Genomic DNA, 24,695 nt, shown 5'->3' with positions numbered 1-24,695 from the left:
CGTCTGCAGCACGTACGGAGAGAGCCCCTGGACCGGTCGGTCCGGGGGCTCTCTCCATGGCCTCGGCGCCTCCCTGACCGACGACGAGACCTCCCGCCTCCTGAGTCGACTCGCCGCGGCCACTACCTGACCCGGCGGAGACCTCAGAGCGCCAGGTGGGTGCTCGCTATTCGTCGAGGGCGATGTAGTGCAGCTCGGGCTCGGTGCGGGCCTCGTAGAGCTTGGGGTACGCGGCGGCGATCGCGCCGGGTTCGGCGTCGGGATGGCCGCCTCCGATCCAGGCGCTGATGGCGATGTGGGCGACGTAGATGCCGTGCTGGCTCAGCTCCTTGTGCAGGTTCAGGGTCCAGTTGCGCAGGCCCGCGGCGGCGATGTTGATGTCGGCCAGGAAGGGCACGGGGTCGATGGCGCCGGCCCCGTTGGTCACCAGGATCGTGCCGCTCCTTGCTTCGATCATGTCCGGGACGACCTGCTTGATCGCGTGGATCGCGCCGTGGAGGTAGAAGTCGAGCTGAGGGCCGAGCGTGGTGGGGTCGACGTCCAGGACGTTGGTCGCGCCGAGGGCGCGGTCGGCGGGGGAGAACTCCAGGACGTCGACGCGTCCGAAGCGTTCCCTGATCTGGGCGAAGGCGCGGGTGATCGTGTCCGGCTGAGCGATGTCGGCGGGGAAACCGGCGGCTTCGATGCCCTCGTCCCCCAGCTGGGTGGCGAGCTGCTCGAGCTTGGCGGAATTGCGGGCGATGAGCGCGACGGTGAAACCCTTGGCGCCGAAGGCGCGGGCGATCTCGATGCCCAGGCCGGGTCCGGCTCCGATGATTGCGACAACAGGCATGGTGGTGCTCCTCGGTACGTAGTATTTTGAGATACCCTCAAGATCTGACACTAGCACCTAACTTGAGGGGCCCTCAAATTGTTCCGGAGTCGACGATGGGAGCTGCTGTGACCGGACCGAAGACACTGCGACGCGACGCTCGTGACAACGTCGCGAGGATCCGCGCCGCGGCACTGGAGATCTTCCTGGCGAAGGGGCTCGATGCACCGATGGAGGAGATCGCACGGGCGGCGGGAGTCAGCAGTGGCACCCTGTACAACCGGTTCGGCTCGCGCGAGGGGCTCATCGACGCCGTCGTCCCCGAGGTCGCCGGTCAGAAGCTTCAGGAGCTCGGCGCGTTCGTCCTGGCCCAGGCAACGCCCCGCGTGCGCCTCGAGGTGTTCGTGCACGGCATGATCGACCTGCAGACCCAGGATCCGGCCCTCAACGACGCGATCCTGCGCCGCTTCCCCGAAGCGGTCGCGCTCCTCGGGATCTGCGATGCCTCGAGCAAGCTGGGGCAAGAGCTCGTGGACCAGGCGCACGCCGACGGGTCGCTCTCGCCCGACTTCGTCGCGGAGGACCTCTTCGCCCTCCTGTGGCTCGCCGGCACCGCCAGCCGTGAACCTGCCGCACCCGGCGGCTGGCGACAGGTGCTCGACCGCACTCTTCTGTCCGCATGGACCAGCTGATCTGGTCCTGACGGCGGGCCTTGCCGGGCTCACTTGTCGGGCTCAGCGGCCCTCGGACGACAGCCGGCCCGACGCGTCCTCCGCGACGAGCCGCAGACCGGCACGTGCGGGGCGGACGTGCGGACCGGCCGCCCGGGACCATCCCGCACGGCCATGCGCCTCGGAGATGGCATGCTCGTCGATCGAGAGACCGTTGCCCGGCAGGTCGCCGAGGACGACGCCGCCGTCGGCCACCTCGTGGTCGGTGTGCAGGCCGACAGGGTCGGTCAGGCTCTGCACCTCGAGCGCTAGATGGTTGGGGACGGCAGCGGCTGCGTGCCACACCGGGCTGGCGAGCGAGCCGACGGGGCTGACGGGCAGGTCGTGCGCGTGGGCCACGGCGGCGGCGCGGAGGAAGTGCGTCACTCCCCACATGCTGCCCACCTGCACGATGTCGACCGCGCCGGCGTCCAGCAGGGGCCGCAGCTGTTCGAGGCCCGTCAGGTTCTCACCGGTCGCGACGGCCGCGCGGACCGAGCGGGTCAGCATCGCCATCCCTTCGGCGTCCCAGCGGCGCAGGGGCTCCTCGACCCACGTGAGGTCGAACTCGCGCTCCAGCTCGCTGATGTGACGGACGGCCTGCTTGCGGTTCCACGACTCGTTCGCGTCGAGCATGAGCGCCGGTCGCGGCGTGTTCTGCCGGAAGAGGTCCTGGACCAGGCGGAGCCGCGCGGCGTCCCGGTCGAGGTCGAGACCGCCCTTGATCTTCACGCTGGCGAAGCCCCGGTCGACCCAGCCCTGGAGCAGCGCCCCGAGGTCTTCGTCCGGCACGGCGACCTCGAGGGCTGAGGCGTAGGCGGGGACGAAGCGGTCGGCGGCGCCGAGCGTGCGCCAGAGTGGTTCCTCGGCCATCTTGGCCTTCAGGTCCCACAGCGCCATGTCGAACGCCCCGACGCCGCCGAAGGTGGCGCCCGCGTGCCCGCTCTTGAAGACGTGCGCCAGCATGCGGTCGTGGAGGCTGGAGGTCGCCCGCGGGTCCTGGCCCTCGAGTGCGGGGAAGAGGCGGTCCAGGTCCGCGTGCGAGCCCACGCCGACGCCCTCCAGCCCGCCGTCGGTCTCGATCACGACCAGGGGGACGTCAGTGATGCCATCGTCGATGAAGCCGTTGACGTCTCCCACCGGGCGCCCCCAGTCCTGCACGGTCGTGAGCGTGCGGAAGCCAGTGATCTTCATAGTTGCCTTCCTTAGGCGCGGGCCCGTCACCGGGTAGCGGCGCCGCCCTGACGCCCGCAAACAGCATACATCACACGTCTGCTGATCTTGGGCCCCTTCGCTATAGTTCACGCATGACGGAACGCGATGGTGCTGACGACCAGATGACCGGAGCGCTCTCGCTGCCCCTGCGCGCGCCGGCCAAGCGGCTGGGGGTTGTGGTGGTCGAGGCGCTCGTGGACCTGATCGTGTCCGGCGAGCTGGAGCCCGGGGATACCCTCCCGCCTGAGCTGCCGCTCGGCCAGCAGTTCGGCGTCAGTCGGACCGTCCTGCGCGAGTCGGTCAAGAAGCTCGAGGAAAAAGGCCTCGTGACCGTGGGCCAGGGCCGTGGCACGGTCGTCCAGCCCACCAGGTCCTGGAACATGCTCGATCGCGTGGTGCTCGAGGCGCTGATCGCCCACGATCGCTCGTTGGGAGTCCTTGACGAGATTACGGTGGTCAGGGCGCAGCTGGAGTCGGCGATGGCGCGGGAAACAGCGACCTCGCGCTCTCCCGCCGAGCTCGATGCGCTGCGGGGTGTCCTCGAGGAGATGCGGACGTCCCTCGACGACGTCCCGCGCTTCCTGGCGGCCGACGTCGCCTTCCACGAGACCGTGATGGCGATGTCGCACAACCGCCTGGCGGAGAGCATCGCGCGATCGCTGTTCGAGCGGGCACGGGACAGCAGCCGGTACACCGTCGACGTGCCCGCCACCTTCCACGAGCAGACCCTCCAGGAGCACGAACAGGTTTTTGCCGCCATTGCGGCAGGGTCGGCCGACGAGGCGGCTTCGACCATGCTCGGGCACATCGTGGACGCCTGGACGCGCCGGAGGCCGGCCGACCATCGAGGGACCAAGGGCGCCAAGTAGGCCCCCAAGGAGGCCGCTGCGTCACCACTGCATCACCGCAGACTTGCGCTGCGACGCCTCTTGCGCATACGTCATACGTATGCTTCCGTAAGGCCCCGGGGCAAAGCAGCCCTGCTCAACATCACGGAAGCGAACAGCCATGACATTGATGTCACGCACGCGCGAAGTCTCTGTTCGAAGGAAGGGCCGGTGGCGAGCGGCTGCCGGATCTGCCAGCGCGGCAGCCCTGCTCCTGAGCGGTCTGGGCACATCGGTCGCTCAGGCGGCACCACCGGAGAAGGACAGGATCTACTACGCGTCACCCGACGGTCGCGACCACGGGCAGTGCCAGGAGCAGCACCCGTGCTCGCTGGAGCACGTGCAGGGCGTCGTGCGACACACGACCGCCAAGGGGAAGGGCGATGTCACCGTCGTGCTCGCCGACGGCACCTACCGCATCGACCGCCCGCTCGAGTTCCGTGCGCCGGACGGTGGCCGGGACGGGCACACCGTGCGCTGGACGGCTGCTGAGGGCGCGCAGCCCGAGATCACGGGCTCGACCCAGCTCACGGGCTGGCAGCAGTACGACGAGGCCGCGAACATCTACGTCGCGGACACGCCGGCCGGTTTCGAGACCCGGCAGCTCTACGTCGACGGCGTCGCCGCGCCGCGGGCCGCGACCAGCCTGGCGCTGAGCGACCTGACGCTCACCCCCACGGGGATGACGATCAACAACCCTGCGCTCGCCTATTTGGCGGACCTTCCGGACCAGGACCGGATCGAATTCGAGTCGCTGGGAGATTTCACGGATCGCTACTCGCCGGTGGAGAGCATCGAGGGCGATACGATCACGATGACCCAGCCCGCCTGGGACAACAACACGTGGGGCTGGGACACGGTGCAGAACTCGCTGCTCGCCGATTCGACGTGGTTCCTGGTGAACTCACTCAGCTTCCTGGATGAGGCGGAGGAGTGGTACGTCGACCCCGACGCAGGAAAGCTCTACTACAAGCCCGCGGACGGCGTGAACCCACAGGACCTCGACATCGAGCTCCCGCGGGTGGAGACCCTCGTCAGCATCGGCGGCACCTACGACGCCCCCGTCTCCCACCTGGAGTTCAGCGGTCTCACCTTTACCGGGACTTCCTGGCTCGGCCCCTCTTCGGCCGAGGGGTACGTCAGTCAGCAGATTGGTGGCTACATCAAGGGCGAATACGACTATCGACCCGCCGATGCGTTTGAGAACTGCAGCCGTGGCTGTGACCCGTACGAGCGGACGCGCGACAGCTGGCACCAGATCCCCTCCGGAGTGCAGGTGTCCGCCGCCGACAACATCACGTTCGCCGAGAACACCTTCCGCAACCTCGGAACGGCGGCCCTGGGCATCGGCAATGACGACAACGCGATGCTCACCGGAACCGGGCTTGGCGCGAGCAACATCGACGTGACCGGCAACGTGTTCACCGAGATCGGTGCGCACGCATTGATGGTGGGCGGGATTCGGGCGGACGCCCATCACCCCAGCGACCCCAGGATGACGAACCACGATATCCGCATCGCGAACAACACCATCAGCGACATCGCCGTGGAGTACCAGGACACCACCGGCATTCTCAGCACCTACGTGACCAGGGCGCAGATCGTGAACAACGAGCTCAGCGACCTCGCCTACGCGATCGATACCGGTTACGGATGGGGAATCAACGACGCAGGCGGCTCTCAGGAGTACCTCCGCCGCGGGTACTACCAGTACAACCCGCTCTATGAGACGCCGACGACGCTGAAGGACAACCTGATCGCGGGCAACCTTGTGCACGACATCCAAGGCGACTTTGCTGATTCCGGAAACATCTACAACCTCTCGGCAAGCCCGGGGACGGTAATCGAGAACAACTACTTGTATAACGTCCACGGTGTCGGCCTTTACTTGGACGAAGGCAGCCGCGGCATCCTCGCCCGGAACAATGTCCTGAGTGGCGTGAACCCATGGGTGTTCACCAACGCGTACAGCGCCGGCAACGGCACGAACGACAACACGCTGCAGGAGAACTGGTACAACTCCGGCGGTGCCCAGATGCCGAACGCCGAGGAGCGCAACAACCGGCTGATCGACAACGTGCAGGTCAGCGGGAACGACTGGCCCAGCGCTGCGTGGGAGGTCATCTGCGCGGCGGGCGTCGCCCCCGAGTACCGCACGGAACTCAACGCCAACCTCGGCGGTATCGACCCGCGGTGCCAGACCGTCGCCGCGACCGAGACCCCGTAGCGCAGCTGCCGGCACTGCCGGCGAGGCGCCCCCGCGTCGTTCCTGGCGCGAGGGCGCCGTCGCCCGTCTCACCTACCCCTCCAGACTAGGACCTCGTTGCCTTGACAGACATTGACGACCGCGTGCTCTTCGGCGCCGCGTACTACCACGAGTACCAACCCTCCCCCCGGCTCGACCAGGACCTCGACCTCATGCAGGAAGCTGGGTTCACCGTGATCCGGGTGGGCGAGTCCACGTGGGCCACCTGGGAGCCGGAGGACGGAGTGTTCGACCTTGACTGGCTGCAGCCAGTCCTGGACGGGGCGCACTCGCGACGGATCGCCGTCGTGCTGGGTACGCCCACCTACGCCGTACCCCCGTGGCTGACGCGCAAGTATCCCGAGATCGCCGGAGAACGACGCACCGGAGAGCGCATCGGTTGGGGAGCCCGTCAAGAGATGGACCTGACGCACGCCGCCTACCGCTTCCACGCCGAGCGCGTGATCCGCGCAGTCGTCGGGCGCTACCACGACCATCCCGCTGTGGTCGGGTTCCAGGTGGACAACGAACCCGGTCTCGAGCTGCTGCACAACGAGGGTGTGTTCCAGGCCTTCGTCGACGACCTGCGCCGCACCTACGGCGACGTCGAGACCCTGAACCGGGAGTGGGGACTCGTCTACTGGTCGCATCGGCTCACCACCTGGGCGGATCTCTGGCGACCGGACAACAACGCCCAACCGCAGTACGACCTTGCCTGGCGGAAGTTCCAGGCCCGGATGGTCACCGAGTTCATCGGCTGGCAGGCCGGGATCGTCCGGGAGATCGCAGGCGCCGAGAAGTTCGTGACCACCTGCATCGCCTACGACAGGCCAGGAGCGCAGGACCCGGAGCTGACGGCAGCGCTGGATGTGACCGCGGGCAATCCGTACTACGCGATGCAGGACGGTCTCGCTCTCCCCGCCGCAGAACAGCTCCCGCTGGGCTGGACCACGAGCGGGACCTGGGCGATATTCCACAGCGCAGACCGGATGTACTCCTCGAAGCAGGCGCGGTTCCTGGTCACCGAGACGAATGCCGGGGCCATCGGCGGCCCGGCCATGAACGCGCCCGCGTTCGACGGCCAGTGGCGACAGGCCGCCTGGGCGATGATCGTCCGGGGCGCCCGGATGATCGAGTACTGGCACTGGCACACACTGCACTTCGGTACCGAGACGTACTGGATCGGAATTCTCCCGCACGACCAGCGGCCCGGGCGGGTCTACGAACAGCTGGCCGCGCTGGGTGCGGAGATCAAGTCTGCTGAGGATCACCTGAGCGGACTCGTCCCGGACGCCACCGTGGGGCTGCTGTGGTCCAACGAGTCGATGTGGGGCCTCGAAGGTCAGCCGGCGCTCGCCCGCGACGACGGATCCGCGGACCCCGGCAGCTACCAGCGGATAGTGCACGCCTTCTACCGGGGAGCGTTCGACGCCGGTGCGCCGGTGCGAATCGTCCACGACGTCCAGCTGGTCGAACAGGGCGACGGCACGCGGCTCCGCGAACCGGCCGAGGTCGCCGCCGAGCTGCCGGTCCTGCTGGTGCCGGCGCTCTACGTGGCCAGCGACGCGCTGCTCGACTGGTTGCGCGACTACGCCGAGGCGGGCGGACACCTGGTGCTCGGACCGCGCACTGGATATGCGGACACCGAGGCCCGAGCGCGCACGGAGGTCAAGCCGGCGCGGCTCGCCGCCAGCGCCGGCGTCAGCTACCAAGAGTTCAGCAACCTGGCGACACCGGTGCGCGTGACGGGCTCCGACGGCGCACTGGAGCTGCCCGACGCCGCCGCCGGCGCAGCATGGCTCGACTACTTGCAGGTCTCGGACGACTCGGTTCGGGTCCTCGCCCAGTATCAGCACCCCGCGTTCGGCCAGTACCCGGCGATCACCACAGCCGAGGCGGGGCTGGGGCGCCTCACCGTCGTCGGTACCGTTCCCAACGCCGAACTGTCGGCTGCGTTGGTGTCCTGGGCGGTGCCAGCTGACAGGGACGCCTGGAGCTCTCTGACGACCGGTTCGGTCACGGCGACCTCAGCGACGACGGCTGCAGGTCGTCGGCTGCGTGTCCTGCACAACTGGTCGTGGGAGGCCTGCTCGGTGCGGTTGCCTGCCGACGTCACGGATCTGCTCTCCGCCGAGCCACTAGAGGCCGACGCGCTGGTCGGGCTGGGACCGTGGGACGTCCGAGTCCTTCTGGAGTAGGAGGGCGAGAGCGCAGCACCGGCATTCTAGGACGAGTCTCGCGACCCGAAGTAGGTTCACGCGCCCTGGTGGACGTACGTCGTGCCGATGGTCGGCGTGATCATCTTTGCTTGTTCGAGCAGGCCGACGGGCTGTCGTCTGTGTCCCGTCGACGGTCGAGCTAGAGACCCTCGCTCGCCGCCCGTGCCAGCTCCACGAGTGTTCGCACCGGCACGCCTGTACCACCCAGGATCGTGAACCCGTGTGGCGTGTCCGCGTTGTACGCCGGTCCGGCGATGTCGAGGTGGGCCCACTCGACGCCGTCGTCGACGAACTCGCGGAGGAACGCGGCGGCCGCGAGCATCCCTCCTGCTCTGGCGCCCGCGTTCTTGAGGTCGGCGGTGTCGGAGTCGAAGAATCGGATCATCTCTTCGGGGATCGGCATCGTCCACATCGGTTCACCAGCGGTGTCGGATGCGAGCAGCACCTGCTCTCGGGCTGATGGCGTTCCCATGACTCCGGTCGTCCGGTAACCCAGCGCTGTCACCTGGGCGCCGGTGAGCGTGGCGATGTCGACGACGAGGTCCGGGGACTCCTCCTGGGCGGCGACGAGCGCGTCCGCGAGCACGAGGCGCCCTTCGGCGTCGGTGTTCGTCACCTCGACGGTCTTTCCCCCGTAGATCCGGAGCACGTCGGACGCCCCGACGAGCGCCTGCACGGGCTCGGCGAGCGCGAGCTGCTCGTCATCTTCGAGGGGCCGTACGGCTACGTCTCGCCGAGCTGGTACGGCACGTCACCTGCCGTCCCGACGTGGAACTTCGCCGTCGTGCACGGCTACGGCACCCCGGTGCTGCTCGACGACGACGAGAATCTCGCCGTGCTCGAACGGCTCGTCGACCATTTCGAGGGCCTGCTCCCCGACCCCTTCCGCATGCGTCGCGACGAGCTGAACGCGGCGTATGCCGAGCGCATCGTGCACGGCACGGCCGGCTTCCGGATGCGACTCGAACGCTGCGCCGCAAAGAACAAGATGAGCCAGGACAAGCCTGCCGAGGTGGTCGACCGCGTCATCGCCCAGCTGCAGCAGCCCGGCCCCTACCAGAACCCACGACTCGCCGACTGGATGCGCCGCACGCACGGTGACTGACGGGAGCGGCGCGGCCCGGTGCGGCCTGGCCGGTCATCAGCTCAGGACGTCCTCGATGCGGGGCGGGAGCTCCTCGAGGGCGTACTGCCAGGACGCTGGGGTGCCGAGCGAGTACGCGGCCGAGAGGTCGTCGGTCAGGACGATGGAGCGGCCGTCGGCGACGGCCGGGATCTGCTTCCAGCCGGCGTCCTCGGTGATCTGCTCCACGTCGATCCAGATGGGGAACGCGACGATGAGGTCGGCGTCGAGCAGGTCGAGCTGCTCCTCGGAGATGCTGACGCTCCAGCCGTTGGCCTCGACGGGGAGCTCGGTGATGGTGGGGCTGGACACGAAGCCGAGCCGCTCCATGAACTCGGTGCGCGCGTCGTTGACGTAGGCGCCCCAGCCCTCGCTGGAGCGGGTGGCGGCGGTGATGGTCCGGCCCTTCCACTCCGGGTGCGCGGCGCTGACCTTCTTGAAGGCGGCCTCCAGGTCGGCCAGCATCTTGGCACCCTCGTCCGGCTCGCCCAAGGCCTCGGCGATCATGGTCACCTGTTCATCACGGGGCGTGCGGTACGACTCGCCGCCCTCGGAGACGCCGACCGTCGGTGCGATCGACGAGAGCCGCTCGTAGCGCTCGGCGTCGCCCGAGCTGCGCACGTCGAGGATGAGGTCGGGCTCCAGTGCCGCCACCGCCTCGTAGGACAGCTCAAGGGTGCCGAGGATCTCCGGTGCCTCGTCGTACAGTCCCTCGGACCACGGACCCACGCCCTCTCCGCCGAAGGCAAGCCAGTCGGAGGCTCCCACCGGCTGGGCTCCGAGCGCGAGCGCGATCTCCGCGTCACCCCAGCCGAGCGCCACCACGCGCTCCGGCTTCTCCTCGATCGTCACCTCGTCGAACGCCGTGTCGATGGTGACAGGGTAGGCGCCGTCGGCCGGCGCGGCGCCGTCGGACGACGACGCGTCGGCCGCGGTGGAACAGGCGGCGAGCGCGAGGAGGGGTACAGCGAGGAGGGCAGCGGACAGGCGTGCGGAACGCATCGGGCAGAGCTCTCTTCTGTGGAATGGGCTGCTGTGGAACGCGGACGAACGACGGGCGGCGTGCCGGAGCGCTTTCGAATTAGGTTAGCCTATCCTCCGACATGTCCAAGCCACTCGTCCAGCGTCGCGTCGCTACCCGCTACCTCGCTCTCGGCGCCGGCCTCGTGGCGCTCCTCGCCGTGCTGCTGGCCAGCCTCGCGATCGGGAGCAGGCCGGTCCCGCCCGAGGTCGTCGTCCAGGCACTGCTCGGCCACGACGTCTCCGCGGGGGACCGGCGAGCGGTCGTCGAGCTCCGCGTTCCCCGCACGGTCATCGGCTGTGCCGTCGGCATAGCCCTCGGCGTCGCCGGTGCCCTCATCCAGGCCGTCACCCGCAACCCGCTCGCCGACCCCGGGATCCTCGGCGTCACCGCGGGGTCGTCGTTCTTCGTCGCGATCGGGGTGGTCGGGTTCGGGCTCAGCAGCCCCGACCAGTACGTGTGGTTCGCCCTGGCGGGTGCCCTCGTCGCGACGGTCGCCGTTGCGCTCGTCGGCGGATCGCGTGGCGGGAGCGTCGACCCCGTCCGGCTCACCCTTGCCGGCGTCGCGCTCACCGCGGTGTTGGCCGGCATCGTCTCAGGGCTGCGCATAGCGGACCCGCGGACGTTCAACGCGCTCCTGGCCTGGGAGACGGGCTCGCTCGTCGACCGCGGCTGGCAGGTGGCCGGCCCGGTCCTGCCTTTCATGGCGGTGGGCCTCGGGACGGCGCTGCTGCTGGGTGGATCGCTGAACGCCCTGGCGCTCGGTGACGACGTGGCGACCACGCTCGGCTCGACCGTCTGGGCCACGCGGGCCGCCGCCGTGCTCGCCGTGACGCTGCTGGCCGGGGGCGCGACGGCGATCGTCGGGCCCGTCTCGTTCATCGGCCTCATGGTCCCGCACGTCGCCCGGTGGATCGGCGGACCCGACCAGCGCTGGATCATCGGGCTCACCGTGCTCCTCGCTCCGGTCCTGCTGCTCACCGCCGACGTGCTGGCCCGCGTGGTGCTCTGGCCGGGCGAGATGCCAGTGGGCATCGTCACCGCGTTCGTCGGGGCGCCGGTGCTGGTTGCGCTGGTCCGCCGTCGCAAGGCCTTCGCGCTGTGACCGCCGTCCGCGCCCGTCGGGGCGGCGCGAGCCCGGCGGGCGTCCGGCGTGGCCTGTCGCGCCCGACAGCGGTGGCCCTGCTGCTCGCCGCGGCGACGTGCGCGCTCGCGGTCGTGGCGCTCATGCTCGGCGACTACCCGCTGACCGTTCCCCAGGTGCTCGGCGCCCTCACCGGATCGGGCGGCTTCGAGACCACGGTGGTGCTGGAGTGGCGCCTCCCGCGCGTCACCGCGGCAGTGCTGTTCGGGGCCGCGCTCGCCCTCTCGGGGGCGCTCTTCCAGACGCTGACCCGCAACCCGCTCGGCTCGCCCGACCTCATCGGTTTCGCCACCGGCTCGTACACCGGCGTCATCATCGTCACGCTGGTCCTGGGCACCAGCGTCGTCACCACGACGGCGGGCGCGCTGCTGGGCGGCTTCGCGACAGCGATCCTGGTCTACCTGCTGGCCTACCGGCGCGGCATCCAGGGCTTCCGGCTCATCGTGGTCGGCATCGGGGTGACGGCAACGCTGCACGCCGTCAACACCTGGTTGCTCCTGCGCGCGCAGGACGAGGTGGCCATGGGCGCCGCGATCTGGGGGACCGGTTCGCTCAGCCTCACCTCGTGGGCCGACGTCGCCCCGGCCGCCGGCGTGCTGCTCGTCACCGTGCCGCTGATCGTCCGAGCGTACCGCCCGCTGCGGCAGCTCGAGCTGGGCGACGACGCCGCGGCCGCGCACGGCGTGCGGGTCGAGCCCGCGCGCCTCGCCATCATCGGGCTCGGCATCCTGCTCATCGCCCTTGTGACCGCCGTGACCGGGCCGATCGCCTTCGTCGCGCTCGCCGCGCCGCAGATCGCCCGACGGCTCGATGCCGGCCCGGGGATCCCGCTGCCGCACGCAGCGCTCACCGGCGCGTTCCTGCTGCTCGGTGCCGACCTGGTGGCGCAGTACGTGCCGCCGAACCCGGTGCCGGTCGGGGTGGTGACCGTCGTCCTCGGCGGCGTCTACCTGCTCAGCCTGCTGGTCCGGGAGGCCAGGCGCCTGTGAGCCCCACGCCCGATCTCACCTCGAACATCATGCTCGACCCGTCGTCGAACCGCCCGGAGGAACCCGTGGAACCGACAGCCCGCCTGCGCGCCGACGATGTCACGCTCGCCTACGACGGGCGGGTGGTCTCCGACGGGCTGACCTTGGACGTGCCCGACGGGTCGTTCACGGTGATCGTCGGACCGAACGCCTGCGGCAAGTCGACGCTGCTGCGGGGGCTCGCACGCCTGCTCCGTCCGACGGCGGGCATGGTCGTGCTCGACGGTCGCTCGGTCGCTGACCTGCGTACCAAGGAGGTCGCACGGCAGGTCGGGCTGCTGCCGCAGACCGCCGTCGCGCCGGACGGCATCACCGTGACCGACCTCGTCTCGCGCGGGCGGTACCCGCACCAGGACCTGTTTCGCCGGGACACCGCTGCGGACCGGGCGGCGGTGGAGTCCGCGTTGGCGGCCACCGGCACCGAGGCGCTCGCACAACGACCCGTCGACGAGCTCTCCGGTGGCCAGCGCCAGCGAGCCTGGGTGGCCATGGCCCTCGCGCAGCAGACGCCGCTGCTCCTGCTCGACGAGCCGACCACTTACCTCGACATCGCCCACCAGATCGAGCTGCTCGACCTGTTCGCCCGGCTGAACGACGAGGGCACCACGCTCGTCGCGGTGCTGCACGACCTGAACCACGCCGCCCGTTACGCGACCCACCTCGTGGTCATGAAGGACGGCGCGATCGTCGCCACCGGCACACCCGAGGAGATCGTCACCGAAGAGCTCATCGAAGCGGTGTTCGGCCTGGCCAGCATGGTGATCGACGATCCACTCACCGGCCGGCCGCTCGTGGTGCCGCACAGCGCTTCGACGCGATGTGCGCCGTCAGCCAAGGCTCCGGGTCCGCGGCTGCAGCGTCCGCCCCGCCGGGTCTGACTTCCAGATGAAGATGCGGCCCGGTCGAGCGCCCGCTTGATCCGACCTGCGCGATCTGGGCCACGGCCGTGACGACGCCTACCCCGTGGCGAGGACCACGGTGACGGCGACGGCCACGCCGAAGGGCCACGTCCGCTCACTGCTCCTCACCCGCGGAACTCGGGATGTCCGCGAGCACGTGCACGCGTACACGAACTGTTGCGAGCGGACGAAGCCGTCGCGAGCCTGAAGCAAGGCCCGGCCTCGGGCACTAGGCCCCAGCTGGACGATGAGACGGAGGACGATATGGCGACCTGTGACAGGTGCGGTAATGACTACGCCCACACGTTTACGATCACGAAGGACGATGGCGCGAGCGGTGTCTACGACTCGTTCGAGTGCGCGGCTCAGGACATGGCTCCGCGGTGTAAGCACTGCGGTTGCACCATTCTCGGGCACGGCATCGAGGCGAACGACGAGACGTTTTGTTGCAGCCACTGCGCAAGAACTGAAACCGGTGTCCAGACCACTGACAGCGTCAACGCCTGACTCGGCCTCACGCCACCAGCCCCGATCCGCCATGCCGACGAGTCCCACGCTGATCATCTTCGACGTCAACGAGACCCTCAGCGACATGTCCACGCTGGCCCAGCGGTTCGGCGCTGTGGGCGCACCGTCGCACCTCGCCACGCTCTGGTTCGCCACCGTACTCCGCGACGGGTTCGCCCTCACTGCGGCGGGCGCCAACGAAGACTTTGCCACGCTCGCCGAGCAGAACCTCCGGCAGCTCCTGGCGGGCGAGCTTCTCGACCGGGGCATCGACGACGCCGTCGCGGAGGTCATGTCGGGGTTCGGCGGGCTGGACGTGCATCCCGACGTCCCGGACGGGTTACGGGCCCTGCACCGCGCAGGGAAGCGGCTGGTCACCCTGAGCAACGGGGCGACCGCCGTGGCCGACGGACTGCTCAGCCGGGCCGGCGTCCGCGATCTGTTCGAGCAGCTGCTCAGCGTCCAGGACGCAGATCGGTGGAAGCCCGCGTCGGAGGCTTACGCATACGGGCTGGCCGCGTGCGGCGTCGACGCTGGCGAGGCGATGCTCGCCGCGGTCCATCCCTGGGACATCGACGGGGCGCGGCGCTGCGGCCTGCGCACGGCGTGGATCAATCGCAGCGGCCGACCGTACCCGACCAGCTTCACCCCGCCGGAGGTTACCGTGGACTCTGTCACCGCTCTCGCGCTGGCTTTGGCCGCATGACGCCAGTGCACAACTTGATTCTCACCGGCGTCGGCGTCGGCGTCAGCTCAGCGTGCGGGGCACTCACGCTCTGCAGGCTCCGAGAAGTCTGGCACCGCCCGTGCCTGCGCCTCCTCGGGTGTCGCGGCTACGCCGTTGCGATTGATGTCGTCGATCAGCCAGTCCATCTCAAGGATCTCGCGGCGCTGGGCCTCGCTGATCTCGACTGCGAGTTCACACACCCGTACGTCCTGGATCTGCGCGCGCTCGGAGCGCGTGATGGCCAGCGAGTGGTGCGGGATCATCGCGCGCATGAACGCAGTGTCATCCACCGTGACCTGACTACGGTCCAGGAATGCCCCGCCCGCTAGAAACAGGGCGCTCACCACAACCACCACGACGTTCGCCTTGGCGCTCTTGTACATGTTCAGCATCCACGCGAGCATCACCAGACCCATCGCGCCGCCCATGGTGAGAGCCATGAACACGCGGCTCTGACTGAAGCGGACATGGCTCCACTCCCACGACCCGACGAACATGGTCCAGTACATGACCACCATCGCGGTGAGGATCATCGCGGCGAACCGCAGATACATCCTCGAATCATGAGACTGGTGCCGCTCGGCGTGCTTGTCAGGTTCCTTCGTCGCCACAGTTCAGACTCCTCACCGTGCTCACGGAAGGTTCACTTCCTCGGGCGGCCTTGCCAGGAGATGGCGCTCCGCAGTTCGGCGCAGGGGCGGTATCCGGCCTCCAACCACGCTATGGAGCGTCGCGGACGCTCGCACTCGGGCCAATCGGCGACGCGTCCTCCCGGGACCGAGTCCCGAACGGCGCCGTCGCACAGTGCTGCCGGATTGCGGTCGGCGGATGGCCGAGGCCGGATGGGACAGGTCGGTCGCCTGCACGCTGCCCCTGGATCCGGCGAGGGAACCGTTCAGCAGGTGGAGGACACCAACCACGCCCGGAGGAAGAGCGCGCCCGAGACCAGCTTGACCATCCACTACGCCACAGGTTGCACGCCGTGCGCGCACACCTGCTCAAGGCCGAGGGGAATCGCGCGGCGGCCCGGGAGGCTTACGTGCGGGCCGCGCGGTTGACGACCAGCAGTCCCGAACAGGAGTACCTGCACGCCCAGGCGGACCGGCTCAGCCGAACCGGCCGGACGTGCCGGTCGTGCCGTCGTCGGCGGGAGGACACCGGGCCTTGATCGTGGCGGCCAGGTGGGCGGCGTCGCGCCAGACGAAGCCGAGCAGCGCCGAGCCGGTGGTGTGCAACCACGGGAGGCCCAGGAAGTAGAGGCCACGGACGGTGCTGACGCCGCGGTGATGGACGGGGCTGCCTGACTCGTCCAGGGCCTCCGGTATTTGGATCCACGAGAAGTCGGTGTGGAACCCCGTGGCCCAGACGACCGCGTCGACCTTCAGGGTGGTGTCGTCGGCGAGCTGGACCGAGCTCCCTTCGGCGCGCACGACCCGCTCGTGCAGCGTGACGCCGGCGGCGGTGAGCCGGCGCAGCGGAAGGCCGATCACGGTGCTGTCGTTCGCGCGCATACGGCGACCGGCCCGGCTCTCGCCAGGGATGTCGAGAACGCCGAGTACCTCCTGCCACCAGAAGAGGTCGCGGCCCAGGAGCCGCTGCGGCACGCTCACGTTGTGCTGCCCCCTCGACAGGTGCACGCCACGGCCGCTGCGGGCAAGCTCCAACGCGATCTGATAGCCCGAGTTCCCGCCACCGACGACCAGGACCGTCCCGCCGCGCAGCTGCGCCGGCCGCTGATATCCGCTGCTGTGGACCTGGGCAACGTGACCCGAGAGGCCGCGTGCGGCCGCCGGGACGGACGGGGTCTGGAACGGGCCGGTGGCCACCACCACCTGAGCGGCTTCCCATGGCCCTGCGGCCGTCTCCACGCTGAACCCCGGTCCCGTTCGCCGCAATGCCGTGACCCGCGTTCCGGCCTCCACCGGGAGACGCAGCTCGGCGGCGTACTCCTCGAGGTAGTCGGCGATCTGGTCCTTGCCGGGGTAGGACCATGACGGCAGCGGCAGCGGCAGACCAGGCAGGTGGCTGTACCGCGCAGGGGTGAACAGCTGCAGCGAGTCCCACCGTGACCGCCAGCTGTGCCCGATGCGGTCGCTCGCCTCCAGGATGGTGAACTCGCGACCGGCGTGCCGCAAGCGCTCGCCCATCGACAGGCCTGCCTGGCCACCGCCGATGACCAGCACCTCGACCGCGCGGGTGGCCGGGCCGGTCACGGTGGCGACGACCGTTCCATCACGCTTCCGGGGATCTCGTGGAACGCAGTTGGTGGCTGTGGGCCGAGTTCGCCGAAGATCCGGTCGGCCAGCCCTCCATGCTCGGTCTGCAGGCAGCTGAGCACCTGATCGCCGCTTTCGGTCAGCGCCGCCACTCAGACTCCTTCTCGCGAACACGGTGCGCATCGCCCGTTGATTAGCCAGCAAGAATACGTCTGACCTGCTCAGGTGCCCACCGCCTCAGAAGTCACACAGAGAAGTACTTCGCTACTGGCTGATAGAACGCTTGTGCGTCGCTCACCACTGAGGCGCGCGTGACGCCTCTGACGGGCACGTGACCGCGGTGCTACCGCCCGGGCCGGGAGTCGCCGAGCCGGTCGAGGAGCTCGCCGAGCAGGGCCTGCTCCCCGGCGCTCAGGAGTCCGTCGGTCTGGCTCAGTCCGGCCTTGAGGGCCGTCGCGTGCTGTGCGTACCCGGGGGCACTGGGCGGTGCGTCACCCGTGACCGCGTCGAGGACGGCCTCGCGCAGGCGGCGGGGCAGGTCGGGGTCGCGTTCGCCGGGCGCCGTCCCGATGAGGTGGAACGTGAGACCGCTGCCCGCGGAGTGGATCATCGCGGCGGCGGTCTGAACGGTGACCGCCAGACGGCCCGCCGCGGCGACGCGCTCGACGAGCAGGTGCAGCCGGTCGGCCGAGCGCTGGGCGGCTGCCGACGTCTCACCCGGAGTGCGCCTGCCGTACATGAGCAGGTAATGGGCCGGGTGGGTGAGGCCGAACTCGACGTGGAGGTCCCAGCCGTTGCGCAGGTCCTGCACCGGGTCGTCCGTGAGGTCGATGGCGTGCTTCCGGGCGAGGTACGTGTCGAAGCCGTGCGCCGCCACGGCCTCCAGCAGGCCGTTCATGTCGGTGAACTGTCGGTAGATGGTCGGCGCCTGGACCCCGGCCGCGGCGCTCACGGCGCGCGTGGTGACGCCGTCTCGCCCGTGCTCCTCCAGCAGGCCTGCGGCCGCGTCGAGGATCCGTTGCCGGGTGCTGGTGGGCTCGCTCATGTATCAACGATAACGCAGATCTGATATCGACAGTTGCGTACACACGATAACGCAGGTAGCGTTACCGGCGATAACACTTCGACGGAAGGAACGCCCGTGCTCAACGCAAGGCGTACTGCCCTGGTGGCAGCGGCCGCCACGGCGTCCTTGGCAGTTCTGGTGACCGCTGGGTGCGGTGGACCGACGTCCGCCCCCGGTGGCGAGGCCGGGCTGGCAGGCGAGGCGCGAACGCCGGACCCGGCGGGCGATGCGGCGTCTGCCTCCGGGCCTGGCGAGCTGACCGAGCTCACGACAGGGCTCGAGGCACCATGGGGGCTGGCCTTCCTCCCAGACGGGTCGGCACTGCTCACCGAGCGGCTGACGGCCAGGGTGCTGCGGGTGCCTGCCGACGGTGGACAGCCGCGGGAGGTCGGCGTGGTCCCCGACGTGGAGACCAGCTCGGAGGGTGGCCTGCTCGGCCTGGTCGCATCGCCCGACTTCGCGACGGACCGCACGGTGTTCGCCTACGCCTCCGGCTCGTCGACCAACAGGGTGGTCGCCCTGGAGATCGGGCCTGACTTCGACTCGCTGGACGTCTCGCGGGTGCTGCTCGACGGCATCGAGACCGCCGACCGGCACCACGGCGGCCGTCTGCGGATAGGCCCGGACGGCCACCTCTGGATCGGCACCGGCGACGCGTTCCTGCCCGAGAACGCCGCGGACGACGGGTCGCTGAACGGCAAGATCCTGCGGATCGCGCTCGACGGCTCGATCCCGGAGGACAACCCGTCCGGGACCGCCGTCTACTCCTCGGGCCACCGCAACGTCCAGGGCATCACCTTCGGTCCGGACGGGACGGCGTACGCCTCGGAGCTCGGGCACCGCACCTGGGACGAGGTCAACGTGCTGCGTCCCGGCGCGGACTACGGCTGGCCGGAGACGGAGGGCGTCGCAGGGGACACCGGTGAGCCGCCCCTGTTCACCATCCATCCTGACGACGCGTCGCCGTCCGGCATCGCCTACGCCGACGGGTCTCTCTGGATGGGCGCCCTGGGCGGGCAGCGCCTGTGGCAGCTGCCCGTGGACGGACCCGAGGCGACCGGGGACCCGATCGAGCACTACACCGGCGAGTACGGCCGCATCCGCACCGTCGAGGTCGCGCCCGACGGCGCGCTCTGGCTCGTCACGTCCAACACCGACGGCGCGACCTGGGGCGGGACCGAGGCCCGCCCGGGCGACGACCGGATCCTCCGGCTCGAGCTCGACACCACCGAATGACCGGCATCACCACACCAAGGAGCACCATGAGCATCGCCAGCACCACGTCCCGCGTCGCCGTCGTCACCGGGGGGTCGCGTGGCATCGGCCGCGCCATCACGCGCCGCCTCGCCGCCGACGGGTACGACGTCGCCATCGTCTACACCTCCAACGAGTCCGAGGCCGCTGCCGCGGTCGAGGAGATCGAGGCCGCAGGCCGTACCGGTCTGGCGTACCAGGCGGACATCGCCGACGCGCCCGCCGTCGAGCGGGTCTTCGAGGCGGTGGAGGAACGGCTCGGTGGCGTCGATGTCGTGGTCAACTCCGCCGGGATCATGCCGCTGGCCCCTGTGGCCGGGCTCGACCTCGACGTCCTGGACCGACTGCTGCGCACCAACGTCCGCGGGGCGTTCGTCGTCGCCCAGCAGGCCGCCCGGAAGGTGCGCGACGGCGGCGCGATCATCGCGTTCTCGACCACGGTGACCCGCACGCACCTGCCGGCCTACGGCGCCTACGCGGCGACCAAGGGTGCGGTCGAGGTGCTGGTCCCGATCCTGGCCAAGGAGCTGGCGGGCCGCGACATCACCGTCAACGCCGTCGCTCCCGGCCCCACTGCCACCGAGCTGTTCTTCGAGGGCAAGCCCCAGGAGGTCGTCGACCGCATCGCCGGCGCCAGCCCGATGGGCCGGCTCGGCACGCCGGAGGACATCGCAGAGATCGTCGCGACGCTGGCCGGGCCGGGCCGGTGGATCAACGGGCAGACGGTCTTCGCCAACGGTGGGCTCGCCTGAGCCTCCGGCCCACCCGCAGCACCACCGTGCACCACGACTCGCAACAAGGAGTACAGATCATGTGCACAACCGCGGCGGGCCGGACCGGCCCGCCGCCCCGCTGGAACCGCCACCACGCCGGGCAGTGCGCCAGCGCCGCCCGACCAGCGCAATCGAGATCGCGACCAGCGGACCGAAGTCAGGACCGGTCACCATGGCCCCGACGATGAGGATCGGCTGGTCGAACAGGACGCCGATCATGCCGATGGTGGTGGCTACCTCGCGCTCAGGGCCCTGGCCCGACGGCGTCGGCGAACCCGGCCGTTCTCGGACGAATGCGGACTCGTGTAGAGCCAATTTTCACCCTGGGCTTTCGGTGAGCGGACTTTCTCGCTACGGTCGTCGAGAGTCAGGCCGCGGCTCGTCAGCGCATCACGCGATGAGGGAGGCCTGCGCCCATGACTGCAGAACCGATGGAGATCGAGCGTGCTCTTACGCTCGGCCTGAACCATGTCGTCGGACGGTATCGGTACAGCATCGCCACACAGGGGTGGTGGTGGTCGGACGAGACATTTCAGATCCACGGCTTCGAGCCCGGCGAGGTGGTGCCGACCACGACGCTCGTCCTCGCGCACAAGCATCCGGAGGATCGGGCCCGGGTGTCCCGGGTGCTGGCGAGTGCTGCGGTGAGCGGCGAGCCGTTCAGCAGCGTGCACCGCATCATGGACGCGCGGGGGCGGGAGCGGACGTTGACGGTGATCGGTCGGGGCCGACGCGACGCTCGCACCCGGAAGGTCTCCGAGCTGGTGGGCTACTTCGTCGATGTCACGGCTGCCGTGAGCGCCCGGGCGGGCGAGGCGGCGTCGGCGTCCATCCGCGCGTCGGCCGCGACACGTGCCCCGATCGAGCAGGCCAAGGGCATCATCGCCTTCTCCCTCGGCATCGAGACCGAGGACGCCTTCGAGCGTCTGCGCACCACCTCGAACGTCACGAACGTCGCTGTGCGGGACGTCGCCCGGCGGATCGTCGAGATGGCCTCAACGCAGAAGTGCTCGGCGGCGGACGTGATCGCCGTCCTGGAGCCACGTCACTCCGCGAACGTGGCGGGAGCAGCGGGACCAGCGGGAGACGAGGGCGGCGGGGTACCCGGCGCGTAGAACCAGCCGTGGAACGCCGTGCGCGCGGGCTGGGGGAGGACCCGGGCGATCGCGACCATCGCCTTGGCCTGCAAGCCGGTGGCGATCTCTGCCCGGCCGTCCTGGAGCGCCTCGACCGCCCGCCGAGCCACCATCGCGGGACTGGACTTCGGGGCCCGCCCGATGTGGGTGCGTTCCATCCTGGCCGCGCGGAAGAACGGCGTACGGGTCGCTGAGGGCAGGACCGTCGTCACGGTGACGCCCGTGCCGGCGAGCTCGCCGCGCAGCGACCAGGCGAACGAGCGGAGGAACGCCTTCGACGCGGCGTACGTGCCGAAGAGGGGTGCGGGCATCGTCGCGGCGATCGACGAGACGACGACGAGCCGCCCCCCGCCGGCTGCCACCAGATCCGGGACGACGAGATGCGCGAGGTGCACCACGGAGCGGACGTTGAGGTCGACGAGCCTTAGCTCGTCCTGCAGCGGCGTGTGCAGGAACGGCCCGTGGACGCCGACGCCTGCGTTGAACACGAAGGTGCGCACGTCCAGCTCCCGGGCACGAGCGACGGCCGCTTCGACGCCGCTGGGCAGGGCGAGGTTGACCTCGAGGCCCGTGACCTGGGCGGCCGTGTGCTCGCGCAACTGGCGCACTGCCTCGTCCACGCCCCGCTCGGCCACGACGAGCACGCCGTAGCCCCGCTGTGCGAGCTCGCGCGCCACCGCGAACCCGATGCCGCTGGACGCCCCGGTGACGAGGGCGACGTCCGGCCTCGCCGTCGGACCCCCGGGCCGCGTCCCGTGCCGGGAGCGACGCCTCATGACGGACCGCTGCGCAGGAGCGCGCACGTGTCGGCGCGGAGGAGTAGGTGCTCGGTCATCGGGCGCTCCCTCGGTCGGGTTCGCTCCTCGTCTCGAAGCCGCCACTTCGACATTAGGCACCTTCCAGGTTGCCCGCATCTGGCTACGCGGGCGCGTGCCCCGGCCGGTTGCCAGTGCCCGGGACTTCGCTACGGTCAAGGGATGGTGAGCGTCACGCGGGCCGCCCGATGCACCCCTGGAGCGGTCCTTGGCGTGCTCGCTGACGGCTGGACGTACTCGACCTGGGTGGTCGGCACGGCCCGCATCCGGGCGGTCGACACGGCGTGGCCGGAGCCGGGTGCACGCATCCTCCACTCCGTCGGCCTGTGGCCGGCCTTGATCGACGACGAGACCGTCGTCCGCGGCTGGGACCCGGAACGGTCGATCGAGCTGCAGGCGAGGGGCTGGCCCGCCGGCGAGGCACGCGTGCTGATCGAGGTGAAGCCGGACCGCGCAGGCAGCGGGTGCAGGATCCGCGTCACCGAGGACGCCGACAAGGGCCCCGGTAAGGCGTTGCCCCGGCCGGTGCGCAGCGCGATGATCGGCCCGCGGAACGTCGAGACGCTGCGGCGCCTCATCTTCCTCGCCGAGCGGCGAGCACCCGAGCAGCGCTCGCGCTGACCGGGAGGCGCGGCACGCGCGGCCCGGCTCCGTCACGTGTCGCGCAGCAGCCGCCCCCACGCGCTGCGCACGAGAGCCCGGGGGAGCGTGCCCCACCGGCTCGACGCGGCCAGCGCCACGCGCGCCGCGTTCCACCCGCACGCACCGTGCACGCCGCCGCCCGGGTGGGCCGACGCGCTCGCGAGGTAAAGCCTCTCGACCGGTGTCTCTGGCCGGCCGAGCCCCGGTGTCGGCCGGAAGATCAGCTCCTGGTGGACCGCCGAGGTCCCGCCGTTGACCGCGCCGCCGACCAGGTTGGCGTCCGCCGCCTCGAGATCGGCAGGGCTCTGGACGGACCGGCCCACCACCGTGCTCCGGAAGCCGGGTGCGACGCGGTCGAGGGTCTCCTCCATGCGGTGCGCCACGTCAGCGACGGCGTCCGCCGTCCAGTCGACGCCGTGGGGCACGTGCGTATAGGCCCACGCGGACTCGGTGCCGTCCGGCGAGCGCGTCGCGTCCGACGTCGTCATCTGCCCCAGGACGAGGAACGGCCGCTCGGGGACCTCACCCTTCGACAGGGCGGCGGCGACGTCGACGAAGCCGCGGCGGTCCACGCCGAGGTGCACCGTCCCGGCGCCCCGCGCCCCCTCGGCGGTCCACGGCAGCGGGCGGTCGAGCGCCCAGTTCACCTTGAACGTCGGGTGGTCCCACTGGAACCGGTCGAGGTCGCGCACGAGGCGTGGCGGCAGGTGCTCGATGCCGACGAGGTCGCGGTACAGGGCGGGAGCGGTCACGTCCGCGAGCACCGCACGCCGGGCACGGACCAGCTCGCCCTGCGCGGTCCGGACACCGACCGCCCGGTTGCCCGCGACCAGCACCCGCTCGACGCGCGTTCCGGTGACGATCTCGCCGCCGCTCGCACGCACCCGGGCGGCGAGCGCGTCGGCGAGCGACCCGGCGCCGCCCACCGGCACGGGGAAGCCCACGTCCTGCCCGAGCATCGCCAGCAACCAGCCGAACAGGCCGCTGCCGGCGGCGTCCGGCGGGACGTCGGAGTGCATCGCGTTGCCCGTCAGCAGGAGCCCGCCGCCCTCGCCGCGGAACGTCTCGTCCGCCAGGCGGCGCACAGGCAGGACGGCGAGGCGACCGAGGTCCAGCGCTCCGCCGACGCCCAGCCGACGGAGCAGCCGCAGCGCCGGACCGGCGGCGGGGAGCGGGCTGAAGAGCGCGTCGAGCAGCGGGTCGCGCACGTGCTGCCAGCCGGCGAACATCCGGAGCCAGGCGTCGCCGTCGCCCCGGCCGAACTCCTCGAGACCTGCGGCGGTGTCCGCCGGCTCGGCGTGCAGCACCGCGGCCCGGCCGTCGTCGAGCACGTGGGCGAGGGTCGACGGAGCGCGTGACCACGCGAGCCCGTGGTCCTCGAGGTGCAGGCCCTGGATCACGGGCGAGCCGGCCGCGAGCGGGTAGAACGCGCTGAACAGGTCGGTGCGGAACCCGGGCGCGGCGACCTCGGCGGTGCGGACCGCGCCACCGAGGGTGTCCTGCGCCTCGAGCACCAGGACGTCCCAGCCCGCGTCGACGAGCGCGTTCGCCGCGACCAGGCCGTTGGGTCCTGCGCCGACGACCACGGCGTCGACGGCCCTCACCACGGGCCCGGCACCACCCCGGGGCTGCTGGTCTTCGGGCGCTGTACGACCACGACGTTGCCCACCATCGACCTCCTCCGTCGGCTCCGGTCCAGCGTGCCCACGATCGACCGCGGTCGCCAGTGCGTCGCAGTGCGAGAGGATGCTGCTTGCCGAACACTTCTCCTGACGGGGTCGGAGGTGTCGTGGCGAAGCCCGACGGAGAGAGGCGGCCGAATGACGTTCTGGATCTGCGGGAGATGCGGCGTGGAGCACGCGTCCCGGCCAGCGGTGTGCGCCATCTGTGCCGACGAGCGGGAGCTGGTTCCGGCCGACGGACAGCACTGGACGACGCTGGAGGAACTGGCTGCGCAGGGGCAGAGCATCGCCGTCAGGGAGCTGGAGCCCGACCTGTTCGGCCTGGCGGCGGTGCCCGACGTCGGTATCGGTCCTGTCGCGAAGGTCGTCCGGACCGCGCGGGGGAACCTGATGTTCGATGTCCCTGGCTATGTCGACGACGCCGGCATCGCCGCCGTCCAGGGCCTGGGCGGCCTCGCGTACATCGTGGCCAGCCACCCGCACATGTACGGCGTCCAGGTCGAGTGGAGCCGCCGCCTCGGCGGTGTCCCCATCCTGATCAGCACACCCGACGCGCACTGGCTCGCCCGCCCCGA

Annotated in this window: 23 protein-coding genes and 2 pseudogenes; 14 read left to right on the top strand and 11 right to left on the bottom strand. The window is 70.3% G+C overall.

Annotation, left to right across the window (positions count from 1 at the left end):
* Positions 1-166: 166 nt before the first annotated feature.
* Positions 167-832 carry an SDR family NAD(P)-dependent oxidoreductase gene (locus AB0F40_RS16275; protein WP_357469421.1) on the bottom strand — a complete coding sequence of 222 codons (666 nt, stop codon included), beginning with the start codon at positions 830-832 and terminating at the stop codon, positions 167-169.
* 107 nt (positions 833-939) lie between these two features.
* Here AB0F40_RS16275 and AB0F40_RS16270 point away from each other — a divergent pair, with 107 nt between their 5' ends.
* On the top strand, positions 940-1,503 hold the full coding sequence (locus tag AB0F40_RS16270; RefSeq protein WP_357469418.1) for a TetR/AcrR family transcriptional regulator: 564 nt from the start codon (positions 940-942) through the stop codon (positions 1,501-1,503).
* 42 nt (positions 1,504-1,545) lie between these two features.
* On the opposite strand, the gene AB0F40_RS16265 is transcribed toward AB0F40_RS16270, so the two are convergent.
* Positions 1,546-2,715 carry a mandelate racemase/muconate lactonizing enzyme family protein gene (locus AB0F40_RS16265; protein ID WP_357469415.1) on the bottom strand — a complete coding sequence of 390 codons (1,170 nt, stop codon included), beginning with the start codon at positions 2,713-2,715 and terminating at the stop codon, positions 1,546-1,548.
* Between the two features lie 113 nt (positions 2,716-2,828).
* Here AB0F40_RS16265 and AB0F40_RS16260 point away from each other — a divergent pair, with 113 nt between their 5' ends.
* From AB0F40_RS16260 to AB0F40_RS16250, 3 genes are all read left to right on the top strand, one after another.
* The gene (locus AB0F40_RS16260; RefSeq protein WP_357469412.1) at positions 2,829-3,605 is read left to right on the top strand and encodes a FadR/GntR family transcriptional regulator; all 777 of its coding nucleotides are present in this window, start codon (positions 2,829-2,831) and stop codon (positions 3,603-3,605) included.
* Between the two features lie 148 nt (positions 3,606-3,753).
* Positions 3,754-5,850 (top strand): right-handed parallel beta-helix repeat-containing protein, encoded by a 2,097-nt coding sequence (locus AB0F40_RS16255; RefSeq protein WP_357469409.1) that lies wholly within the window; start codon positions 3,754-3,756, stop codon positions 5,848-5,850.
* Positions 5,851-5,951: 101 nt separating this feature from the next.
* The gene (locus AB0F40_RS16250) at positions 5,952-8,066 is read left to right on the top strand and encodes a beta-galactosidase (RefSeq protein WP_357469406.1); all 2,115 of its coding nucleotides are present in this window, start codon (positions 5,952-5,954) and stop codon (positions 8,064-8,066) included.
* A 160-nt stretch (positions 8,067-8,226) separates the two neighbouring features.
* Here the strand turns inward: AB0F40_RS16250 and AB0F40_RS16245 are convergent.
* Positions 8,227-8,742: pseudogene (locus AB0F40_RS16245) on the bottom strand (leucyl aminopeptidase); the annotation flags it as partial.
* Here AB0F40_RS16245 and AB0F40_RS16240 point away from each other — a divergent pair.
* The gene (locus AB0F40_RS16240) at positions 8,644-9,192 is read left to right on the top strand and encodes an FMN-binding negative transcriptional regulator (RefSeq protein WP_357469494.1); all 549 of its coding nucleotides are present in this window, start codon (positions 8,644-8,646) and stop codon (positions 9,190-9,192) included. The pseudogene AB0F40_RS16245 and the gene AB0F40_RS16240 sit on opposite strands and share 99 nt — an antisense overlap.
* 36 nt (positions 9,193-9,228) lie before the next feature.
* Here AB0F40_RS16240 and AB0F40_RS16235 read toward each other — a convergent pair whose 3' ends face one another.
* On the bottom strand, positions 9,229-10,212 hold the full coding sequence (locus AB0F40_RS16235; protein WP_357469403.1) for an iron-siderophore ABC transporter substrate-binding protein: 984 nt from the start codon (positions 10,210-10,212) through the stop codon (positions 9,229-9,231).
* 101 nt (positions 10,213-10,313) lie between these two features.
* Here AB0F40_RS16235 and AB0F40_RS16230 point away from each other — a divergent pair, with 101 nt between their 5' ends.
* The 4 genes from AB0F40_RS16230 (at position 10,314) to AB0F40_RS16215 (ending at position 14,515) form a co-directional block, all read left to right on the top strand.
* On the top strand, positions 10,314-11,336 hold the full coding sequence (locus AB0F40_RS16230) for an iron chelate uptake ABC transporter family permease subunit (protein WP_357469400.1): 1,023 nt from the start codon (positions 10,314-10,316) through the stop codon (positions 11,334-11,336).
* A complete protein-coding gene (locus tag AB0F40_RS16225) occupies positions 11,333-12,364 on the top strand; it encodes an iron chelate uptake ABC transporter family permease subunit (RefSeq protein ID WP_357469397.1) in 1,032 nt (343 codons plus the stop codon). Before AB0F40_RS16230 ends, AB0F40_RS16225 begins: the two co-directional genes overlap by 4 nt.
* Positions 12,365-12,393: 29 nt before the next feature.
* The gene (locus tag AB0F40_RS16220; RefSeq protein WP_357469491.1) at positions 12,394-13,281 is read left to right on the top strand and encodes an ABC transporter ATP-binding protein; all 888 of its coding nucleotides are present in this window, start codon (positions 12,394-12,396) and stop codon (positions 13,279-13,281) included.
* Positions 13,282-13,840: 559 nt separating this feature from the next.
* On the top strand, positions 13,841-14,515 hold the full coding sequence (locus AB0F40_RS16215; RefSeq protein WP_357469394.1) for a haloacid dehalogenase type II: 675 nt from the start codon (positions 13,841-13,843) through the stop codon (positions 14,513-14,515).
* Between the two features lie 47 nt (positions 14,516-14,562).
* On the opposite strand, the gene AB0F40_RS16210 is transcribed toward AB0F40_RS16215, so the two are convergent.
* From AB0F40_RS16210 to AB0F40_RS16195, 4 genes are all read right to left on the bottom strand, one after another.
* Entirely contained in the window at positions 14,563-15,147 is a 585-nt protein-coding gene (locus tag AB0F40_RS16210) for a DUF305 domain-containing protein (protein ID WP_357469391.1), read from the bottom strand.
* Between the two features lie 495 nt (positions 15,148-15,642).
* Positions 15,643-16,749: an NAD(P)/FAD-dependent oxidoreductase gene (locus AB0F40_RS16205; protein ID WP_357469388.1), complete on the bottom strand. Its 1,107-nt coding sequence runs from the start codon at positions 16,747-16,749 to the stop codon at positions 15,643-15,645.
* Positions 16,746-16,904 (bottom strand): hypothetical protein, encoded by a 159-nt coding sequence (locus tag AB0F40_RS16200; protein ID WP_357469385.1) that lies wholly within the window; start codon positions 16,902-16,904, stop codon positions 16,746-16,748. The genes AB0F40_RS16205 and AB0F40_RS16200 overlap by 4 nt, the downstream gene beginning before the upstream one ends.
* Positions 16,905-17,095: 191 nt before the next feature.
* The gene (locus AB0F40_RS16195) at positions 17,096-17,797 is read right to left on the bottom strand and encodes a TetR/AcrR family transcriptional regulator (protein WP_357469382.1); all 702 of its coding nucleotides are present in this window, start codon (positions 17,795-17,797) and stop codon (positions 17,096-17,098) included.
* Between the two features lie 96 nt (positions 17,798-17,893).
* Here AB0F40_RS16195 and AB0F40_RS16190 point away from each other — a divergent pair, with 96 nt between their 5' ends.
* Both AB0F40_RS16190 and AB0F40_RS16185 read left to right on the top strand, forming a co-directional pair.
* Complete coding sequence (locus tag AB0F40_RS16190; RefSeq protein WP_357469379.1) at positions 17,894-19,054, top strand: PQQ-dependent sugar dehydrogenase; 1,161 nt, start codon at positions 17,894-17,896, stop codon at positions 19,052-19,054.
* Between the two features lie 26 nt (positions 19,055-19,080).
* On the top strand, positions 19,081-19,824 hold the full coding sequence (locus tag AB0F40_RS16185) for an SDR family oxidoreductase (RefSeq protein ID WP_357469376.1): 744 nt from the start codon (positions 19,081-19,083) through the stop codon (positions 19,822-19,824).
* A 57-nt stretch (positions 19,825-19,881) separates the two neighbouring features.
* Here AB0F40_RS16185 and AB0F40_RS16180 read toward each other — a convergent pair whose 3' ends face one another.
* Positions 19,882-20,160: a hypothetical protein gene (locus AB0F40_RS16180; protein ID WP_357469373.1), complete on the bottom strand. Its 279-nt coding sequence runs from the start codon at positions 20,158-20,160 to the stop codon at positions 19,882-19,884.
* A 101-nt stretch (positions 20,161-20,261) separates the two neighbouring features.
* Between AB0F40_RS16180 and AB0F40_RS16175 the strand changes: the two genes are divergently transcribed.
* Positions 20,262-20,960, top strand: coding sequence for a PAS and ANTAR domain-containing protein (locus AB0F40_RS16175; protein ID WP_357469370.1), 699 nt, complete (start codon positions 20,262-20,264; stop codon positions 20,958-20,960).
* Here AB0F40_RS16175 and AB0F40_RS16170 read toward each other — a convergent pair.
* Positions 20,891-21,757: an SDR family NAD(P)-dependent oxidoreductase gene (locus tag AB0F40_RS16170; RefSeq protein ID WP_357469367.1), complete on the bottom strand. Its 867-nt coding sequence runs from the start codon at positions 21,755-21,757 to the stop codon at positions 20,891-20,893. The two genes, AB0F40_RS16175 and AB0F40_RS16170, sit on opposite strands and share 70 nt — an antisense overlap.
* 201 nt (positions 21,758-21,958) lie before the next feature.
* On the opposite strand from AB0F40_RS16170, the gene AB0F40_RS16165 reads away from it, so the two are divergent.
* On the top strand, positions 21,959-22,417 hold the full coding sequence (locus AB0F40_RS16165) for an SRPBCC family protein (protein WP_357469365.1): 459 nt from the start codon (positions 21,959-21,961) through the stop codon (positions 22,415-22,417).
* A gap of 32 nt (positions 22,418-22,449) precedes the next feature.
* On the opposite strand, the gene AB0F40_RS16160 is transcribed toward AB0F40_RS16165, so the two are convergent.
* On the bottom strand, positions 22,450-24,045 hold the full coding sequence (locus tag AB0F40_RS16160; RefSeq protein ID WP_357469362.1) for an NAD(P)/FAD-dependent oxidoreductase: 1,596 nt from the start codon (positions 24,043-24,045) through the stop codon (positions 22,450-22,452).
* 243 nt (positions 24,046-24,288) lie between these two features.
* Here AB0F40_RS16160 and AB0F40_RS16155 point away from each other — a divergent pair.
* Positions 24,289-24,695 (top strand): annotated as a pseudogene (locus AB0F40_RS16155) (hydrolase); the annotation flags it as partial.

Source organism: Promicromonospora sp. NPDC023987 (genome assembly GCF_040639055.1).
Classification (GTDB): domain Bacteria; phylum Actinomycetota; class Actinomycetes; order Actinomycetales; family Cellulomonadaceae; genus Promicromonospora.
Note: the sequence above shows the minus strand (reverse complement) of the source record. Positions and strands in the feature narration are given on the sequence as shown.